The organism is Streptomyces sp. IBSNAI002 (assembly GCF_052244475.1).
In the GTDB taxonomy this organism is placed as follows: Bacteria; Actinomycetota; Actinomycetes; order Streptomycetales; family Streptomycetaceae; genus Streptomyces.
On the sequence record NZ_JBQPXG010000002.1, the window covers coordinates 6,322,039 to 6,343,762 of the forward strand.

General features: G+C 73.8%; 2 protein-coding genes. Both read left to right on the forward strand.

Going from position 1 to position 21,724, the window contains the following annotated elements; all coding sequences use genetic code 11:
• Positions 1–10,761 (forward strand): SDR family NAD(P)-dependent oxidoreductase, encoded by a 10,761-nt coding sequence (locus ACTVZO_RS30220; RefSeq protein WP_443301326.1) that lies wholly within the window; start codon positions 1–3, stop codon positions 10,759–10,761.
• A gap of 36 nt (positions 10,762–10,797) precedes the next feature.
• Positions 10,798–21,669, forward strand: coding sequence for a type I polyketide synthase (locus tag ACTVZO_RS30225; protein WP_443301327.1), 10,872 nt, complete (start codon positions 10,798–10,800; stop codon positions 21,667–21,669).
• The last annotated feature ends 55 nt before the right edge of the window (positions 21,670–21,724 follow it).

Sequence of the window (21,724 nt, forward strand, 5' to 3'; positions counted from 1 at the left end):
GTGAACGAATCGTGGAGGATGGATATGTCGGCGCCCGACCAGCAGGTCGTTGAGGCACTGCGTGCCTCGCTGAAGGAGAACGCCCGGCTTCAGCAGGAGAACAGCACACTCGTCGCGGCAGCCTCTGAGCCCATCGCGATCGTGTCCATGGCCTGCCGCTACGCCGGCGGGATCCGCGGCCCGGAGGACTTCTGGCGGGTGGTGTCCCAGGGCACCGACGTCTACTCCACGTTCCCCGAGGACCGCGGCTGGGACGTCGAGGGCCTCTACCACCCGGACCCCGACAACCCGGGGACGACGTACGTCCGCGAGGGCGCCTTCCTGCACGACGCGGCGCAGTTCGACGCCGGGTTCTTCGGGATCTCCCCGCGCGAGGCCCTGGCCATGGACCCCCAGCAGCGCCAGCTGCTCGAAGTGTCCTGGGAGACCTTCGAGCGGGCCGGCATCGACCCGCACTCCGTCCGGGGCAGCGACATCGGCATGTTCGCCGGAGTCGTCCACCAGGACTACGCGCCGGACCTCAGCGGGTTCGAGGGCTACCTCAGCCTGGAGCGCGCCCTCGGCACCGCCGGCGGCGTCGCCTCCGGTCGCGTCTCCTACACCCTCGGGCTCGAAGGCCCCGCGGTGACGGTCGACACCATGTGCTCCTCCTCGCTCGTCGCGATCCACCTCGCCGCGCAGGCGCTGCGCCGGGGCGAGTGCTCGATGGCCCTCGCGGGCGGCTCGACGGTCATGGCGACCCCGGGCGGGTTCGTCGGCTTCGCCCGGCAGCGCGCCCTCGCCTTCGACGGGCGCTGCAAGTCCTACGCCGCCGGCGCCGACGGCTCCGGCTGGGCCGAGGGCGTCGGCGTGGTCCTGCTGGAGCGGCTGTCGGTGGCGCGCGAACGCGGACACCAGGTCCTGGCCGTCATCCGCGGCAGCGCCGTGAACCAGGACGGCGCGTCCAACGGCCTGACCGCCCCGAACGGCCCCTCCCAGCAGCGCGTCATCCGCAAGGCCCTCGACAGCGCCGGGCTCTCCCCGTCCGACGTGGACACGGTCGAGGGCCACGGCACGGGCACCGTGCTCGGCGACCCGATCGAGGCGCAGGCGCTGCTGGCCACCTACGGCCAGGGCCGCGACCCGCAGCAGCCGCTGTGGCTCGGCTCGGTCAAGTCCGTCATCGGGCACACGCAGGCGGCGTCCGGCGTGGCCGCCGTGATCAACATGGTCCAGGCGCTGCGGCACAAGACCCTCCCCAAGACCCTCAACGTGGACGCGCCCACCCCCCAGGTCGACTGGTCGGCGGGCGCCGTCGAACTGCTCACCGAGGCGCGCGAGTGGCCGGAGACCGGCCGTCCGCGCCGGGCCGGCGTCTCCGCCTTCGGAGCCAGCGGCACGAACGCGCACATGATCCTCGAAGAGGCGCCCGCCGAGGACGCGGAGCCCGCCCGGGACCAGGCCTCGCAGCCGTCCGGCGTGGTGCCGCTCGTCGTGTCGGCCGGGACCGCCACCTCGCTGTCGGCGCAGGCCGGCCGGCTGGCGGCGTTCGTCGAGGACGCCGCCGAGGTGCCGCTGGCCGACGTGGCCGGGACGCTCGTCGCCGGCCGCGCCGTACTGGGCGAGCGCGCGGTGGTGCTCGCGGGTTCGAACGAAGAGGCGCTGGCCGGGCTCCAGGCCCTGGCGCGCGGGGAGAACGCGGCCCGCGTGGTGACCGGTTCCGGCACCCCGGGCAAGGTCGTCTGGGTGTTCCCCGGCCAGGGCTCGCAGTGGGCGGGCATGGGCCGTGAACTGCTCGACTCCTCCCCGGTGTTCGCCGCCCGGATCGCCGAGTGCGCCACCGCGCTGGAGCGCTGGGTCGACTGGTCCCTGATCGACGTGCTGCGCGGCGACGCCGCGCCCGAACTCCTCGACCGGGTCGACGTCCTCCAGCCGGCGAGCTTCGCCGTGATGGTCGGTCTGGCCGCCGTGTGGTCGTCCGTCGGCGTCGAGCCCGACGCGGTGCTCGGCCACTCCCAGGGCGAGATAGCCGCCGCCTGCGTATCGGGTGCGCTCTCCCTGGAGGACGCCGCCCGCGTCGTGACCCTGCGCAGCCAGGCCATCGCCCGGCAGCTGGCCGGCCGCGGCGGCATGGCCTCGGTCGCGCTGACCGAGGACGAAGCCGTCGCCCGCCTGGAGCGCTGGGCGGACCGGGTCGAGGTCGCCGCCGTCAACGGGCCGTCCTCCGTGGTCATCGCCGGAGACGCCGAGGCGCTGGACGACGCGCTCGACGCCCTCGAGGACCAGGGCGTCCGGATCCGCCGGGTCGCCGTGGACTACGCCTCCCACACCCGGCACGTCGAGGACATCCGCGACGCCCTCGCCGAGGCGCTCGCCGGAGTCGGCGCGCGGGCCCCGAAGATCCCGTTCTACTCCACCGTCACCGGCACCTGGGTCGAGGACGCCGACGTACTCGACGCCGCGTACTGGTACCGCAACCTGCGCGGCCAGGTCCGCTTCGGCCCGGCCGTGTCCGAGCTGATCGAGCAGGGCCACGGCGTGTTCGTCGAGGTCAGTGCCCACCCGGTGCTGGTCCAGCCGATCACCGAGGCCGTCGACAAGGCCGATACCGCCACCGACGTGGTCGTCACCGGTTCGCTGCGCCGCGAGGACGGCGGCCTGCGCCGCCTGTACGCCTCGATGGCCGAGCTGTTCGTCCGCGGTGTCGCACTGGACTGGACCCCGGTCCTGCCCGGCGGAGCCGCCGCCCGGCGCGTGGACCTGCCGACGTACGCCTTCGACCACCAGCACTACTGGATCGAGATGGGCGGCTCGGTCACCGACGCGGCGTCGCTGGGTCTCACCGGCGCCGACCACCCGCTGCTGGGTGCGGTGGTGCAGCTGCCGCAGTCCGACGGCCTGGTCTTCACCTCGCGGCTCTCGCTGCGCACCCACCCGTGGCTCGCCGGCCACGCCATCGGCGGCGTGGTGATCATCCCCGGCACGATGTACGTCGACCTCGCGGTCCGCGCCGGCGACGAGTTCGGCTACGGAGTCCTCGAAGAACTCGTGATCGAGGCACCGCTGGTCCTGCCCGAGCAGGGCGGGGTACGGCTCCAGGTCGCGGTCGGCAGCCCGAACGCGACCGGATCGCGCACGGTGGACGTGTACTCCCAGCGCGAGGACGCCGCCGGAGAGGGCGGTACGAGCGACTGGACGCGCCACGCCACCGGCCTGCTCGGCGAGTCCTCGGCGAAGCGGACGCCGGCGAAGGCGTTCGACTTCGCCGCATGGCCGCCGGCGGGCGCGGAGCCGATCGAGATCGGCACCTTCTACACCGATCTCCTCGAGCGCGGCTACGCCTACGGCTCGGCGTTCCAGGGTCTGCGTGCGGTGTGGCGCCGCGGCGACGAGGTCTTCGCCGAGGCCGTCCTGCCCGAGGAGCAGCGCGAGGAAGCAGGCAAGTACGGCATGCACCCGGCGCTGCTGGACGCCGCGCTGCACACGAACGCCTTCGCCAACCCGGACGACGACCGCCAGGTGCTGCCGTTCGCGTGGAACGGGCTGCTGCTGCACGCCGTCGGCGCCTCCGCACTGCGGGTGCGCGTCGCCCCCTGCGGCCCGGACGCGCTGTCGTTCCAGGCCGCCGACGAGACCGGCGAGATGGTCCTGACCATGGACTCGCTGGTGTCCCTGCCCGTGTCCACCGACCAGTTGGGCGCCGCGGCCGGAGACGAGAGCCGCGACTCCCTGTTCGGGGTGGAGTGGGCCGAGCTGCCCGCCGCCCAGGGCACGGAGCCCGCGCCGTCGTGGGCGCCGGTGGCCGGCGCCGACGACGTGACGGCCCTGGCCGGGAGCGCGGCTGCCCCCGCGGTCGCGGTCCTGCGGGCCGTCGCCGCAGCCGACGGCGAGGACGCCGTACTGGCGCTGTCCTCCCGTGTGCTGGAGGTCGTCCAGGCGTGGCTGGCCGGGACGGGGCTGGAGGAGTCGCGGCTGGTCGTCCTGACCCGTGGCGCGGTTCCCGCCGGTGACGGTACGGTCACCGACCCGGCCGGCTCGGCCGTGTGGGGTCTGGTGCGCGCCGCCCAGGCCGAGAACCCCGACCGGATCATCCTGATCGACACCGACCCGGCGTCCGCCGACCCGGCCGAAACCGTCCTGCGCACGGTGCTGGGTCCGGTGCTGGCCGGCGGCGAGCCGCAGGTCGCGGTCCGCGGCGCGGCCCTCTCCGCGCCCCGGCTCGTCCGGGCCGGCGGCGAAGTCCCCGACGTCCCCGCGGTGTTCGGCACCGAAGGGACCGTCCTGGTCACGGGCGGCACCGGCGCGCTGGGCGCCCTGGTGGCCCGTCACCTGGTCACCCGGCACGGCGTCCGGCACCTGCTGCTGGCGAGCCGTCGCGGTACGGCCGCGGAGGGGGTGGACGAACTGGTCGCCGAACTCGCCGAGCACGGCGCCGCCGTATCGGTGGCGGCCTGCGACGTCTCCGACCGCGAGCAGGTCGAGGCCGTACTGGCCTCGGTGCCCGCCGAGCACCCCCTGACCGGTGTGGTGCACATGGCCGGCGTCCTGGACGACGGTGTCATCGCGACCCTGACCCCGCAGCGGCTGGCCGGCGTCTTCGCGCCGAAGGTCGACGCGGTACGCCACCTCGACGAGCTGACCCGGGGCCTGGACCTCGACGCCTTCGTCGTCTTCTCCTCCGCCGCCTCGCTCATGGGGTCGGCCGGCCAGGGCAACTACGCGGCGGCGAACGCCTTCCTCGACGGCCTCATGGCCGGCCGCCGCACGGCGGGCCTGCCGGGTCTGTCGCTGGCCTGGGGCCTGTGGGAGCAGACCAACGGCCTGACCGCGCACCTCAGCGCCGTCGACCAGGCACGCATGAGCCGTGGCGGCGTACTGGCGATGACGCCGGCCGAGGGCCTGCACATCCTCGACGTCGGCCTGCACGCCGACCAGGCACTGCTGGTGCCGATCAAGCTGGACCTGAAGACCATGCGGAGCCAGGCGGCGGCAGGCGGGGGAGTCCCGCACCTGCTGCGCGGCCTGGTCCGCGCGGGCCGGCGCACGGCCCGGGCGTCCGCCGGTGACAGCAGCGGACTGGTCCGCCGCCTCGCCGGGCTGCCCCAGGCCGAGCAGGAGAGCATCCTGCTGACCATCGTCCAGGACGAGGCGAGCGCCGTACTGGGCTTCAGCGGCCCCGAACTGGCGCAGGGCACCCGCGGTTTCAGCGACATCGGCTTCGACTCGCTGACCGCCGTCGAGCTGCGGAACCGGCTGAGCGCGGCCACCGGCGTGAAGCTGCCGGCCACGCTGATCTTCGACTACCCCACCCCGGTGGTCCTCGCCCGTCACCTGCGCGAGGAGCTCGGCGAAGCGGCGGACGGCACCACCCCCGCCTCGACCGCCGTGATCGCCGCCGCCGACCCCGACGAGCCGATCGCGATCGTCGGCATGGCCTGCCGCCTGCCGGGCGGAGTCGCGGGTCCCGAGGACCTGTGGCAGCTGCTCCAGGAACGCCGCGAGGGCATGACCGCCTTCCCCGACGACCGCGGCTGGGACCTGGAGGGCCTCTACGACCCGAACCCCGACAGCGCGGGCACCTCCTACACCACCAAGGGCGGATTCCTCCACGAGGCCGCGCAGTTCGACGCGGGCTTCTTCGGCATCTCGCCGAACGAGGCCCTCGCCATGGACCCCCAGCAGCGCCTGCTGCTGGAGGCCTCCTGGGAGGCGCTGGAGCGGGCGGGCATCGACCCGACCGCGGCCCAGGGCAGCAACATCGGCGTCTTCTCCGGCGTCTCCATCCACGACTACGTCGAGTCCCTCACCAACGTGCCCGCCGAGCTCGAGGGCTTCGTCACGACCGCCACGGCGGGAAGCGTGGCCTCCGGCCGCGTGTCCTACGCCTTCGGCTTCGAGGGTCCGGCGGTCACCGTGGACACGGCCTGCTCCTCCTCGCTGGTGGCCATGCACCTCGCGGCGCAGGCATTGCGGCAGGGCGAGTGCTCCATGGCCCTCGCCGGCGGTGTCGCCGTGATGGGATCGCCGATCGGAGTCCTCGGCATGTCGCGGCAGCGCGGCCTGGCCGGCGACGGCCGGTGCAAGGCGTACGGTGACGGCGCGGACGGCACGGTGCTGTCCGAGGGCGTCGCCCTGGTGGTGCTGGAGCGGCTGTCGGTGGCGCGTGAGCGCGGTCACCGGGTGCTGGCGGTGCTGCGCGGCAGCGCCGTCAACCAGGACGGTGCATCCAACGGCCTGACGGCCCCGAACGGCCCCTCGCAGCAGCGCGTCATCCGCAAGGCCCTCGACAGCGCGGGTCTCTCCGCGTCCGAAGTCGACGTGGTCGAGGGTCACGGCACCGGCACCGCGCTGGGCGACCCGATCGAAGCGCAGGCGCTGCTGGCCACGTACGGCCGGGACCGGAACCCGGAGCAGCCGCTGTGGCTGGGCTCCCTGAAGTCGAACATCGGTCACACGCAGGCCGCCGCGGGCGTCGCCGGTGTGATCAAGATGGTGCAGGCGCTGCGACACGGGGTCATGCCCGCCACGCTGCACGCGGAAGAGCCCTCGAAGAAGGTCGACTGGTCCGAGGGCGCCATCGAGCTGCTGACCGAGGCGCGGGAGTGGCCGCGGGGCGGCCGTCCGCGCCGGGTGGGTGTCTCCTCGTTCGGCATCAGCGGGACGAACGCGCACCTGATCCTGGAGGAGGCGCCCGCCGAGGAGGTTTCCGCCGATGAAGCGCAGGCCGCCCCTGCCACGGGTGTCGTGCCGCTGATGGTGTCGGCGCGCAGCGCCGGTTCGCTGGCCGGCCAGGCCGAGCGGCTCGCGGCGTTCATCGAGGGCGCCGAGGGCGCCGACGCGGTGTCGCTGGCGGATGTGGCCGGGGCGCTGCTCACGGAGCGTGCGGTCTTCGGTGATCGTGCGGTGGTCGTGGCCGGCTCGGGCGACGAGGCCCTGGCCGGGCTGCGGGCCCTGGCCCGCGGCGAGGGCTCGGCCGCCGCCGTCTCGGGCAGCGCCGGTTCGGGTGCTCCGGGCAAGGTCGTGTGGGTGTTCCCGGGTCAGGGTTCGCAGTGGGCGGGCATGGGCCGTGAACTGCTGGACGCTTCGCCGGTGTTCGCGGAGCGGATCGCGGAGTGTGCTGCGGCTCTGGATCCGTTCGTGGACTGGTCGCTGCTTGATGTGCTGCGGGGTGAGACCGAGCCCGGGCTCATGGAGCGGGTCGATGTCCTCCAGCCCGCCAGCTTCGCCGTGATGGTCGGCCTGGCGGCGGTGTGGACCTCGGCCGGTGTCAAGCCGGATGCGGTGCTGGGTCATTCACAGGGCGAGATCGCGGCCGCGTGTGTGGCGGGTGCGCTGTCGCTTGAGGACGCGGCGCGTGTGGTGGCGTTGCGCAGCCAGGCGATTGCCAAGGATCTGGCGGGTCGGGGTGGTATGGCCTCGGTCGCGCTGTCCGAGGCCGAGGCCGTCGTACGCATCCAGGCGTGGGCGGACCGGGTCGAGGTCGCGGCCGTCAACGGCCCGTCCTCCGTCGTGATCGCCGGTGACGCCGAAGCGCTCGACGAGGCCCTGGAGGCCCTGTCGGCCGAGGGTGTCCGGGTGCGCCGGGTCGCGGTGGACTACGCCTCGCACACCCGGCACGTGGAGGACATCCGCGAGGCTCTCGCCGAGACGCTGGCCGGGATCGGTGCTCAGGCGCCGACGGTTCCGTTCTACTCGACCGTGGACGGCGGTTGGGTGGCGGACGCCGGCGTCCTCGATGGTGACTACTGGTACCGCAACCTGCGCGGTCAGGTGGGCTTCGGTCCGGCCGTGGCGCACCTCGCCGAGCAGGGTCACGGGGTGTTCGTCGAGGTCAGTGCCCATCCGGTGCTGGTCCAGCCGATCACCGAGACCGTCGACACCACCGACGCCGATGTCGTGGTGACCGGTTCGCTGCGGCGCGAGGACGGCGGCCTGCGCCGCCTGTACGCCTCCATGGCCGAACTGTTCGTCCGCGGCATCGCGCTGGACTGGACGGCCCTCGTGCCGCGGTCGACGGCGCGCGTGGAGCTGCCGACGTACGCCTTCGACCACCAGCACTACTGGCTCCAGTTGGCCGAGTCGGCCACCGACGCCGCGTCCCTGGGGCAGGTGACGGCCGACCACCCGATGCTGGGCGCGGTCGTGCAGCTGCCGCAGTCCGACGGCCTGGTCTTCACCTCGCGGCTCTCGCTGCGGTCCCACCCGTGGCTGGCCGATCACACGATCGGCGGCGTTGCACTCCTCCCGGCCACCGGACTGGTGGAGCTGGCGGTGCGCGCGGGCGACGAGGCCGGGTGCGGTGTTCTCGAGCAGTTCTCGGTCGAGGTGCCGTTGGTGGTGCCGGAGTTGGGTGGTGTGCGGGTTCAGGTCGCGGTCGGTGGTCCGGGTGAGGCCGGTTCGCGGACGGTGGAGGTGTACTCGCTGCGTGAGGACGCGGCTGGTGCGGAAGTGTGGACGCGGCATGCGACGGGTGTGCTGTCGGAGTCGGCCGGTGCCGTCGTCGGTAGCGGGTTCGACTTCGCCGCGTGGCCGCCGGCCGGTGCGCAGGTGGTGGAGGTCGGGGAGTTCTACTCCGGTCTGCTGGGGCGTGGTTACGCGTACGGTCCGGCGTTCCAGGGTGTGCGGGCGGTGTGGCGCCGTGGTGAGGAGGTCTTCGCCGAGGTCGTGCTGCCCGAGGAGTTGCGCAAGGAAGCCGATGGGTTCGGGGTTCACCCGGCGCTGCTGGACGCTGCCGTGCAGGCCGCGGTGGCGGGTGCTGCGGTGGAGGAGTCCGGTGAGCTGAGGCAGCCGCTCGGTTGGAACGGCCTCGTCCTGCACGCGGTCGGTGCTTCGGCGCTGCGGGTGCGGCTGGCCCCGGTCGGTCCGGACACGCTGTCCGTCGAGGCCGCCGACGAGACCGGCGGCCTGGTCCTGACGATCGACTCCCTGGTGTCCGGCTCGGTGTCCACCGAGCGGCTGGACACCGCGGCCGATACGGCGGTCGCCAACTCGCTGTACGCGGTGGACTGGGCCGAACTGGCCCTGTCCGACGGCGCCGACCCCTCTCCGTGGTGGGTGCCGGTGGCCACGGCCGACGACGTGGCGGCCCTGGCCGCGGGCACCGAAGTGCCGGCGGTGGCGCTGCTGGAAGCGGTCGGCGGCAACGCCGACGATGCGGCCCTGGCCCTGTCCACCCGCGTACTGACCGTGGTGCAGGCGTGGCTGGCCGCGGCCGGATTCGAGGAGTCGCGGCTGGTCGTGGCGACCCGGGGTGCGGTGCCCGCCGGCGACGGCGCGGTCACCGACCCGGCCGGATCCGCGGTGTGGGGCCTGGTCCGGGCCGCACAGGTCGAGAACCCCGACCGGATCGTCCTGATCGACACCGACCCCGCCGCCGAAGGCAACGTGGAACTGGTGCTCGGTGCGGTGCTCGCGAGCGGCGAGCCGCAGGTCGCGGTCCGCGGCGCGGCCCTCTCCGCGCCCCGGCTCGTCCGGGCCGGCGGCGAAGTCCCCGACGTCCCCGCGGTGTTCGGCACCGAAGGGACCGTCCTGGTCACGGGCGGCACCGGCGCGCTGGGCGCCCTGGTGGCCCGTCACCTGGTCACCCGGCACGGCGTCCGGCACCTGCTGCTGGCGAGCCGTCGCGGTACGGCCGCGGAGGGGGTGGACGAACTGGTCGCCGAACTCGCCGAGCACGGCGCCGCCGTATCGGTGGCGGCCTGCGACGTCTCCGACCGCGACCAGGTGAAGGCCCTGCTGGCCTCGGTCCCGGCCACGCACCCGCTGACCGGCGTCGTCCACACCGCCGGTGCATCGGACGACGGCGTGATCACCGCGCTGACCGCGGAGCGGCTGGCAACGGTGTTCGCCCCGAAGGCGGACGCGGTACGCCACCTCGACGAGCTGACCCGGGGCCTGGACCTCGACGCCTTCGTCGTCTTCTCCTCCGCCGCCTCGCTCATGGGGTCGGCCGGTCAGGGCAACCAGTCCGCGGCCAACGCCTTCCTCGACGGCCTGATGTCGGGCCGTCGCGCGGCGGGCCTGCCGGGCCTCGCGCTCGCCTGGGGCCAGTGGCAGCAGACCGCCGGCACCGGCGGACTGCGGCTCGCGGCCGCGGAGGGCACGGAGCTCTTCGACGCCGCCGTCGGCTCCGGTCAGGCACTGCTGGTGCCGATCAAGCTGGACCTGAAGACCCTGCGCAGCCAGGCGGCGGCCGGCGGGGAAGTCCCGCACCTGCTGCGCGGCCTGGTACGAGCGGGCCGACAGGTGGCGCGGACGGCGTCCGCCACGGACGGCGGGCTGCTCCGCCGCCTGGCCGGGCTCACCGCGCCGGAGCAGGAGGAGCTGCTCCTGGACCTGGTCCGCGCCCAGGCCGCCGTCGTGCTCGGCCACGCCGGGCCGGACGGAGTGGGCGCGGAAACGGCGTTCAAGGAAGCGGGATTCGACTCGCTCACCTCGGTGGCCCTGCGCAACGGGCTGTGCGAGTCGACCGGCCTGAAGCTTCCGGCCACGTTGATCTTCGACTACCCGACCCCGCTGGCCCTTGCCCGGCACCTGCACCACGCATTGCTCCCGGACGGCGGCTCGACGGACTCGGAAGTGGACGAGGAGCGGCTGCGGAACGCACTCGCCACTCTCCCGCTGGCCCGGCTCCGGGAAGCCGGATTGATGGATGCCCTGGTCAAGCTGGTCGCCCTCGGCGACGGCGAACTGGAAATCGGTGCTTCCGACGAGGCCGACGACGAAGCGGCGATCGCCGATCTCGACGTCGACGATCTCGTTCAGATGGCGCTCGGCGACTGAAGTCCTTCGAAACCGCGAAATGATTGGGGCAGTTAAGTGAGTGCGTCGTATGAAAAGGTCGTCGAGGCGCTAAGGAAGTCGCTCGAAGAGGTCGGTTCGCTGAAGAAGCAGAACCGCCAACTCCTCGGCGCTTCCCGCGAGCCGATAGCGATCGTGGGCATGGCGTGCCGTTTGCCGGGTGGCGTTGCGGGGCCGGAGGACTTGTGGCGCCTGGTGTCCGAGGGCGGGGACGCGATGACGTCCTTCCCCGCCGACCGCGGCTGGGACCTGGAGGGGCTCTTCGACCCGGACCCCGACCACGCGGGTACCTCGTACACCAGCCAGGGCGGATTCCTCCACGAGGCACCGCAGTTCGACGCGGGGTTCTTCGGGATCTCGCCGCGTGAGGCCCTCGCCATGGACCCGCAGCAGCGGCTGCTGCTGGAGACGTCCTGGGAGGCGCTGGAGGCGGCGGGCATCAACCCGGTCTCGCTGAAGGGCAGCGACGTCGGCGTGTTCTCCGGGACGTCCACCCAGGGCTACGGGGCCGGCGCGGACGCGCCGGAGGCCGAGGGCTTCGGGGTCACGGGGACGCTGTCGAGCGTGGCCTCGGGGCGCGTCTCGTACGTGCTGGGTCTCGAAGGACCGGCGGTCACCGTGGACACGGCGTGCTCGTCGTCGCTGGTCGCGATGCACCTGGCGGCGCAGGCGCTGCGCCAGGGCGAGTGCTCGATGGCCCTCGCCGGCGGCGCGACCGTCATGGCGACGCCCGGTGCCTTCGTGGAGTTCTCCCGGCAGCGGGGCCTGGCCGCGGACGGCCGGTGCAAGGCGTTCTCGTCGGCGGCCGACGGCACGGGCTGGGCCGAGGGTGTCGGTGTGGTGGTGCTGGAGCGGCTGTCGGTGGCGCGTGAGCGCGGTCACCGGGTGCTGGCGGTGCTGCGCGGCAGCGCCGTCAACCAGGACGGCGCCTCCAACGGCCTGACCGCGCCGAACGGTCCCTCGCAGCAGCGGGTCATCCGCAAGGCACTGTCCGGAGCCGGTCTCACCCCGTCCGACGTGGACGCGGTCGAGGCGCACGGAACGGGCACGACGCTCGGCGACCCGATCGAGGCGCAGGCGATCCTCGCGACGTACGGCCGCGACCGGAACCCGGAGCAGCCGCTGTGGCTGGGTTCGCTGAAGTCGAACATCGGTCACACGCAGGCGGCTGCCGGTGTGGCCGGTGTGATCAAGATGGTGCAGGCGCTGCGCCATGGAGTGCTTCCGGCGACGCTGCACGTCGACTCGCCCACCCCGCAGGTGGACTGGTCGGCGGGCGCGGTGGAGCTGCTGACCGAGGCCCGGGAGTGGCCGCAGAGCGGCCGTCCGCGCCGGGCCGGCGTGTCCGCGTTCGGCGTCAGCGGGACGAACGCGCACCTGATCCTGGAGGAGGCGCCCGCCGAGGAGGTTTCCGCCGATGAGGCGCAGGCCGCCCCTGCCGCGGGTGTCGTGCCGCTGGTGGTGTCGGCGCGCAGCGCCGGTTCGCTGGCCGGCCAGGCCGGACGGCTGGCGGCATTCGTCGAGGGCACTGAGGGCGCCGACGCGGTGTCGCTGGCGGATGTGGCCGGGTCTCTGCTCTCGGACCGCGCACTGCTGGGCGACCGCGCAGTGGTGGTCGCCGGTACGAACGAGGAGGCGCTGGCCGGGCTCCAGGCCCTGGCGCGAGGCGAGAACGCGGCCGGAGCGGTCTCCGGCAGCGCGGCCGGTTCGAGCAAGCCGGGCAAGGTCGTGTGGGTGTTCCCGGGTCAGGGTTCGCAGTGGGCGGGCATGGGCCGTGAACTGCTGGACGCTTCGCCGGTGTTCGCGGAGCGGATCGCCGAATGTGCTGCGGCTCTGGCCCCGTTCGTGGACTGGTCGCTGATCGACGTGCTGCGCGGTGACGCCGATCCCGGGCTCATCGAGCGGGTCGATGTCCTCCAGCCCGCCAGCTTCGCCGTGATGGTCGGCCTGGCGGCGGTGTGGACCTCGGTCGGTGTCAAGCCGGATGTGGTGCTGGGTCATTCGCAGGGTGAGATCGCGGCCGCGTGTGTGGCGGGTGCGCTGTCGCTCCAGGACGCGGCGCGTGTGGTGGCGTTGCGCAGTCAGGCGATTGCCAAGGATCTGGCGGGTCGGGGTGGTATGGCCTCGGTCGCGCTGTCCGAGGCCGAGGCCGTCGTACGCATCCAGGCGTGGGCCGACCGGGTCGAGGTCGCGGCCGTCAACGGCCCGTCCTCCGTGGTCGTCGCCGGTGACGCCGAAGCGCTCGACGAGGCCCTGGAGGCCCTGTCGGCCGAGGGTGTCCGGGTGCGTCGGGTAGCGGTGGACTACGCCTCGCACACCCGGCACGTCGAAGCGATTCGCGAGGCACTGGCCGAGACGCTGGCCGGGATCGGTGCTCAGGCGCCGCAGGTTCCGTTCTACTCGACGGTCACGGGCAGCTGGGTCGAGGACGCCGATGTTCTCGATGGTGACTACTGGTACCGCAACCTGCGCGGTCAGGTGGGCTTCGGTCCGGCCGTGGCGCACCTCGCCGAGCAGGGTCACGGGGTGTTCGTCGAGGTCAGCGCCCATCCGGTGCTGGTCCAGCCGATCACCGAGACGGTCGACAACGCCGACCGCGACACCGACCCGGTGATCACGGGTTCGCTGCGGCGCGAGGACGGCGGTCTGCGCCGCCTGCTCGCCTCCATGGCCGAGCTGTTCGTCCGCGGTGTGGCCGTGGACTGGACCGCTGTGCTCCCGCAGCAGGCGGCGCGCGTGGAGCTGCCGACGTACGCCTTCGACCACCAGCACTACTGGCTCCAGCCCGGCGAGTCCGCCACCGACGCCGCCTCCCTGGGACTGGCCGGCGCCGATCACCCGCTGCTGGGCGCGGTCGTACGGCTGCCGCAGTCCGACGGCCTGGTCTTCACCTCGCGGCTCTCGCTGCGCACGCACCCCTGGCTGGCCGACCACGCCATCGGCGGCGTGGTCCTCCTCCCGGGTACGGGACTGCTCGAACTCGCGGTCCGCGCCGGTGACGAGGCCGGCTGCGGCGTTCTCGAAGAGCTCGTGATCGAGGCGCCGCTGGTGGTGCCCGAGCACGGCGGGGTACGCGTCCAGGTCGCCGTCGGCGCTCCGGGCGCGAACGGTTCGCGCACGGTGGAGGTCTACTCCCAGCGCGAGGACGCCGTCGTCGACGAGGACGGCGCGGACGCCTGGACGCGGCACGCCACCGGCATGCTCGCCGTCGCGGCGGCGCAGGGCACGGGGCAGGCGTTCGACTTCGCCGCCTGGCCGCCGGCCGGCGCCCAGGCCGTGGAGGTCGGGGAGTTCTACGCCGACCTCGACGCGCGCGGGTTCGGCTACGGCCCGGCGTTCCAGGGTCTGCGGGCGGTGTGGCGCCGCGGCGACGAGGTCTTCGCCGAGGTCGTCCTGCCCGAGGAACTGCGCAAGGAGGCCGACCGGTTCGGCATCCACCCGGCGCTGCTCGACTCGGCCCTCCAGGCCGGCACCTTCGCCGGTCCGGCCGACACGGCGGACGGGGAGTCCGGCGAGGCGGTCCTGGCGTTCGCCTGGAACGGGCTCGTGCTGCACGCCGCCGGTGCTTCCGCACTGCGCGTACGCGTCGCACCGGCCGGCCCCGACGCGCTGTCGGTCGAGGCAGCCGACGCGACCGGCGCCCTGGTCGTGACGATGGACTCACTGGTCTCCCGGCCGGTGTCCGCCCAGCAGTTGGAGACGGCCGCGGACACCGCGGTCGCCGATGCGCTGTTCGGCGTGGAGTGGACCGAGCTGACGCCGGCCGAGGCCGTGGAGTCCGCGCCGTCGTGGGCGCCCGTCGCCACGGCCGCCGATGTGGAGGCCCTGGCCGAGAGCACCGGAGCCGCCGTGGCGGTCCTGGAGGCGGTCGGCGGCGAGGGTGAGGACGCCGTACTGGCGCTGTCCTCCCGCGTACTGGGTGTCCTGCAGGCCTGGACCGCCGCAGAGGGGCTGGAGGAGTCGCAGCTGGTCGTGGTGACCCGCGGTGCGGTTCCCGCCGGTGCGGCGAACGCGGTGAGCGATCCGGCCGGTTCGGCGGTGTGGGGTCTGGTGCGGGCCGCGCAGGCGGAGAACCCGGACCGGATCGTGCTGATCGACGCCGACCCCGCCGGTGACGGCGATGTGCAGCCGGTGCTGGCTGCGGTACTGGCCGGCGGCGAGCCGCAGGTCGCGGTGCGCGGCACGGCCCTCTCCGTCCCCCGGCTCGTCCGGGCCGCCGGTCGGGCCACGGACGCCCCCGCGGTCTTCGGACCCGAGGGCACGGTCCTGGTCACGGGCGCCACCGGGGCGCTGGGCGCCCTCGTGGCCCGTCACCTGGTCACCGGGCACGGCGTACGGAGTCTGGTCCTCGCGAGCCGTCGGGGCGCCGGTGCCGAGGGCGCCGAAGCCCTCGTCGCCGAACTCACCGAACAGGGTGCCGCCGTATCGCTGGTGGCCTGTGACGTGTCCGACCGCGACCAGGTGGAGGCGCTGCTGGCATCCGTGCCCGCCGAGCACCCGCTCACCGGTGTCGTCCACACCGCCGGTGTCTTCGACGACGGCGTGATCGCGGCGCAGACCCCGGAGCGGCTGGCGGCGGTGTTCGCGCCGAAGGTGGACGCGGTACGTCACCTCGACGAGCTCACCCGCGGCCTCGACCTCGACGCCTTCGTCGTCTACTCGTCCGTCGCGGGCGTGTTCGGCGGTGGCGCCCAGGGCAACTACGCGGCGGCGAACGCCTTCCTCGACGGCCTGATGTCGAGCCGTCGCGCGGCGGGCCTGCCGGGCCTCTCGCTCGCCTGGGGCCTGTGGGAGCGGACCCTCGGCATGGCCGCGAACCTCAGCAGCGTCGACCAGGCCCGCGCGAGCCGCAGCGGCGTGCTGGAGATCACGGCGGAGGAGGGCCTGGACCTCTTCGACGCCGGCCTGCACACGGACCACGCGCTGCTGGTGCCGATCAAGCTGGACCTGAAGACGCTGCGCGGCCAGGCCGGATCCGGCGGGGGAGTCCCGCACCTGCTGCGCGGCCTCGTACGGGCCGGCCGGCAGGCCGCCCGGGCGGCGGCCACCACCGAAGGCGGGCTGGCCGGCCGTCTGGGCGGGCTCAGCGCGGCGGAACAGGACACCCTGCTCCTCGACGTGGTGCGGGCCCAGGCCGCGGTCGTGCTCGGGCACGCCGGGCCGGAGGGCGTTCGGGCCGAGATGGCGTTCAAGGACGTCGGCTTCGACTCGCTGACCTCGGTGGAACTGCGCAACCGGCTGCGCGAGGCGACCGGCCTGAAGCTTCCGGCCACTCTGGTCTTCGACTACCCGACCCCGCTGGCCCTCGCCCGCTACCTGCGCGAGGAGTTCGGCGACGTGGCCCCCGCGTCGGCTTCGGGTTCCGTTCCGGCCCCGGCGTCCGCGGTGTCCGCGTCCGTCGTGGCCGATGCGGGCGAACCGCTGGCGATCGTCGGCATGGCGTGCCGTCTGCCCGGTGGCGTGACGGGTCCGGAGGACCTGTGGCGCCTGGTGTCCGAGGGCCGGGACGCGGTGTCGTCCTTCCCCGACGACCGCGGCTGGGACCTGGACGGCCTGTTCGACCCGGACCCCGACAGCGCGGGCACCTCGTACACGAGCAAGGGCGGATTCCTGCACGACGCCGCGCAGTTCGACGCGGGGTTCTTCGGGATCTCGCCGCGTGAGGCCCTCGCCATGGACCCGCAGCAGCGACTGCTGCTGGAGACGTCCTGGGAGGCGCTGGAGGGCGCCGGGATCGACCCGGTCTCGCTGAAGGGCACCGAGGTCGGAGTGTTCTCCGGAGTGTCCGGCCAGGGCTACGGGGTCGGCGCGGACGCGCCCGAGCTGGAAGGCTTCGCGGTCACCGGATCGGTGTCGAGCGTGGCCTCGGGCCGCGTCTCGTACGTGCTGGGCCTCGAAGGCCCCGCCGTCACCGTGGACACGGCCTGCTCTTCCTCGCTGGTCGCGATGCACCTGGCGGCGCAGGCCCTGCGCCAGGGCGAGTGCTCGATGGCGCTCGCCGGCGGCGCGATGGTCATGGCCTCGCCCGGCGGCTTCACGGCCTTCTCCCGGCAGCGCGGCCTGGCCGGCGACGGCCGGTGCAAGGCGTACGCGGACGGCGCGGACGGCACGGTGCTGTCCGAGGGCGTCGGAGTGGTGCTGCTGGAGCGGCTGTCGGTGGCGCGTGAGCGCGGTCACCGGGTGCTGGCGGTGCTGCGCGGCAGCGCCGTGAACCAGGACGGCGCCTCCAACGGCCTGACCGCCCCGAACGGTCCCTCGCAGCAGCGCGTGATCCGCAAGGCGCTGGACAGCGCGGGTCTCGTCCCGTCCGACGTGGACGTGGTCGAGGGGCACGGCACCGGCACCGCGCTGGGCGACCCGATCGAGGCCCAGGCCCTGCTCGCCACGTACGGCCGGGACCGCGACGCGGAGCAGCCCCTGTGGCTGGGCTCCCTGAAGTCGAACATCGGCCACTCGCAGGCCGCCGCCGGTGTGGCGGGTGTGATCAAGATGGTGCAGGCCCTGCGTCACGAGGTCATGCCTCCCACGCTGCACGTGGAGGAGCCCACCACCCAGGTGGACTGGACCGAGGGCGCCATCGAGCTGCTGACCGAGGCCCGGGACTGGCCGCGGGGCGGCCGTCCGCGCCGCGCCGCCGTCTCCTCGTTCGGCATCAGCGGCACGAACGCGCACCTGATCCTGGAAGAGGCGCCGGCCGAGGCCGCCGCCGCAGCGCAGGCGCCCTCGGGCGTCGTACCGCTGGTGGTGTCGGCGCGCAGCGCCGGTTCGCTCGCGGGTCAGGCCGAGCGGCTCGCGGAGCTCGTGGCGGGCACCGAGGGCGCCGAGGGCGCCGACGCGGTGTCGCTCGCCGATGTGGCCGGGGCGCTGGTGTCGGACCGTACGGTCTTCGGCGAGCGAGCGGTCGTCGTGGCCGACTCGGCCGAGGAAGCCCTGCCGGGGCTGCGGGCACTGGCGCGGGGAGAGAACGCTCCCGGCGTGGTGGTCGGCAGTGACGGTCCGGGTGCTCCCGGCAAGGTGGTCTGGGTGTTCCCGGGCCAGGGTTCGCAGTGGGCGGGCATGGGGCGTGAACTGCTCGAAGCCTCCCCGGTGTTCGCGGCGCGGATCGCCGAATGCGCGGCTGCCCTCGAGCCGTGGGTGGACTGGTCGCTGACGGCGGTGCTGCGCGGTGAGACCGCACCCGAGCTCATGGAATGGGTCGACGTCCTCCAGCCCGCGAGCTTCGCGGTGATGGTGGGTCTGGCGGCGGTCTGGGAGTCGGCCGGGGTCAAGCCCGACGCGGTGCTCGGCCACTCGCAGGGTGAGATCGCCGCCGCCTGTGTGGCGGGCGCGCTCTCCCTGCAGGACGCGGCGCGCGTGGTCGCGCTGCGCAGCCAGGCCATCGCCAAGGACCTGGCCGGGCGCGGCGGCATGGCGTCGGTCGCGCTGACCGCGGACGAGGCGCTCGCCCGGCTGGAGCCGTGGGCGGACCGCGTCGAGGTGGCCGCGGTCAACGGCCCGTCGTCGGTGGTCATCGCCGGTGACGCGCAGGCGCTGGACGAGGCTCTGGAGGCCCTGTCGGCCGAGGGTGTCCGGGTGCGCCGGGTCGCGGTGGACTACGCCTCGCACACCCGGCACGTCGAGGACATCCGCGACGCGCTCGCCGAAGCGCTGGACGGAGTCGTCGCCCTGGAGCCGAAGGTCCCCTTCTACTCCACCGTGACCGGCGCGTGGGTGGAGGAAGCCGATGTCCTCGACGGTGACTACTGGTACCGCAACCTGCGCGGTCAGGTGGGGTTCGGCCCGGCCGTGGCCGAGCTGGCCGAGCAGGGTCACGGGGTGTTCGTCGAGGTCAGTGCCCATCCGGTGCTGGTCCAGCCGATCACCGAGACCGTCGAAAGCGCCGGCAGCACCGACGCGATCGTGACCGGTTCGCTGCGGCGCGACGACGGCGGTCTGCGCCGCCTGTACGCCTCCATGGCCGAGCTGTTCGTCCGCGGAGTGGCCGTGGACTGGACCGCTGTCCTGCCGCAGCAGGCGGCGCGCGTGGAGCTGCCGACGTACGCCTTCGACCACCAGCACTACTGGCTCCAGCCCGGGATGTCGGCCACCGACGCCGCCTCCCTGGGACTGGCCGGCGCCGATCACCCGCTGCTGGGTGCGGTCGTACGGCTGCCGCAGTCCGACGGTCTGGTCTTCACTTCGCGGCTGTCGCTGCGCACGCACCCCTGGCTGGCCGACCACACGATCGGCGGCGTGGTCCTCCTCCCGGGTACGGGACTGCTCGAACTCGCGGTCCGCGCGGGTGACGAGGCCGGCTGCGGGGTCCTGGAGGAGCTGGTGATCGAGGCGCCGCTGGTGGTGCCCGAGCACGGCGGGGTACGCGTCCAGGTCGCCGTCGGCGCACCGGGCGCGAACGGTTCGCGCACGGTGGAGGTCTACTCCCAGCGCGAGGACGCCGTCGTCGACGAGGACGGCGTGGACATCTGGACGCGGCACGCCACCGGAATGCTGTCGGCATCGGCCCCCGCGGGCGGTACCGGATTCGACTTCGCCGCCTGGCCGCCGGCCGGCGCCCAGCCGGTCGACGCCGGGAACCTCTACGCCGATCTGATCGAGAGCGGGTTCGACTACGGTCCCGCCTTCCAGGGCGTGCGGTCCGTATGGCGCCGCGGCGACGAGGTCTTCGCCGACATCGTCCTGCCCGAGGAGCAGCGCAAGGAGGCCGACAAGTACGGCATCCACCCCGCGCTGCTCGACGCGGCCCTCCAGGCCGGCACCTTCGGTGCGGCGGCGGGCGCGGCCGAGGACGAAACCCGCGAACCGGTCCTGGCGTTCGCCTGGAACGGGCTCGTGCTGCACGCCGCCGGTGCTTCCGCACTGCGCGTACGCGTCGCACCGGCCGGCCCCGACGCGCTGTCGGTCGAGGCAGCCGACGCGACCGGCGCCCTGGTCGTGACGATGGACTCACTGGTCTCCCGGCCGGTGTCCGTCGAGCAGCTGGACGCTGCGGCGGCGGACGAGAGCCGCTCCTTCATGTTCGGCGTGGAATGGACCGAGCTGACCCCGGACGCGGGCCTGGAGCCGTCCCCCTGGTGGGTGCCGGTGGGCGGCGCCGACGACGTGGCGGCCCTGGCTGACGACGCGGCCTCGGGCCTCGGCGTCCCGGCGGCGGCCGTCCTGGACGCGGTCGGCGGCGACGGCGAGGACGCCGTACTGGCGCTGTCCTCCCGTGTGCTGGAGGTCGTCCAGGCGTGGCTGGCCGGGACGGGGCTGGAGGAGTCGCGGCTGGTCGTCCTGACCCGTGGCGCGGTTCCCGCCGGTGACGGTACGGTCACCGACCCGGCCGGCTCGGCCGTGTGGGGTCTGGTGCGCGCCGCCCAGTCGGAGAACCCCGACCGGATCGTCCTGCTCGACACCGACCCGGCCGCCGAAGGCAACGTGGAACTGGTGCTGGGTGCGGTACTGGCCGGTGGCGAGCCGCAGGTCGCGGTCCGCGGCACCGCCCTCTCCGTCCCCCGGCTCGCCCGGGTCGCCGGTGAGGCCACGGACGGCGCCGCGGTCTTCCGGCCGGAAGGCACCGTCCTCGTCTCCGGCGCCGGCTCGCTGGGCGCACTGGCCGCCCGCCACCTGATCACCCGGCAGGGCGTGCGCCACCTGATGCTGGCCAGCCGGAAGGGCCCGGACGCCGAGGGCGTCGCGGACCTGGTCGCCGAACTCACCGAGCAGGGCGCCACGGTGTCCGTGGTGGCCTGCGACGTGTCCGACCGCGCCCAGGTGGAGGCGCTGCTGGCATCCGTGCCGGCCGCACACCCCCTGACCGGAGTCATCCACACCGCCGGTGTGTTCGACGCCGGAGTGGTCGGGACGCTGACCCCGGAGAAGCTCGCGAAGGTGTACGCGCCGAAGGTCGACGCGGCGCAGCACCTCGACGAACTGACCCGCGGTACGGACCTCGACGCCTTCATCGTCTACTCCTCCGCGTCGTCAGTCTTTATGGGAGCTGGTAGTGGCGGATACGCCGCGGCGAATGCTTTCCTGGACGGGTTGATGGCCCACCGGCGAGCGGCCGGCCTGCATGGTCTGTCGCTTTCCTGGGGGCCGTGGGACACGGCCACCAACCTGGGGGACACCATCGACGACCTCACCAAGGCTCAGATGAGCCGGCGTGAGGGACGTGGGGGCATCACGGCACTGGGGCCGGCCGAGGGCATGGAGCTGTTCGGCGCGGCCTTGGGTTCCGGGCAGGCACTGCTGGTGCCGGTCAAGCTGGACGTACGGGCTGCGCGCGCCGAGGCGGCGGCAGGCGGCGGGGTTCCGCACCTGCTGCGCGGCCTGGTGCGCGTCGGCCGGCAGCAGGCGCAGGCGGCGGCGGTCGGCGACGACCGCGGGCAGCTGACCGACCGGCTGGCCGGGCTCGGTGCGGCGGAGCAGGAGGCTCTGCTGCTCGACCTGGTGCGTGCTCAGATCGCGGTCGTGCTCGGGCACTCCGGGCTGGAGGGCGTGCGGGCGGAGACGGCGTTCAAGGACGCCGGGTTCGACTCGCTCACCTCGGTGGAACTGCGCAACCGGATGCGTGAGGCGACGGGCCTGAAGCTTCCGGCCACGCTGGTCTTCGACTACCCCACGCCGATCGCGCTCGCCCGCCACCTGTGCGACGAGCTCGCGGTCGACAAGGCGTCGCCCGCCGACTCGGTGCTGGCCGGACTCGCCGGTCTCGACGCGGCCATCGAGTCCGCGGCGTCCGACGAGGAGGCCCGGGACCGGATCGCCGTACGCCTGCGGGAACTCCTGAAGGCGGCCGAGGCGGCAGGCGGTTCCACCGGAGCCGCGGGTACGGCGGACGTGTCCGACGAGGACCTCGAAGCCGCCAGTGACGAGGATCTGTTCGCGATCTTCGACCGGCTCGACTGAGCCGGACCGTACGGCCGGGCCCGGGTGGGCCCGGCCGTACGGCCCGCATGACGGT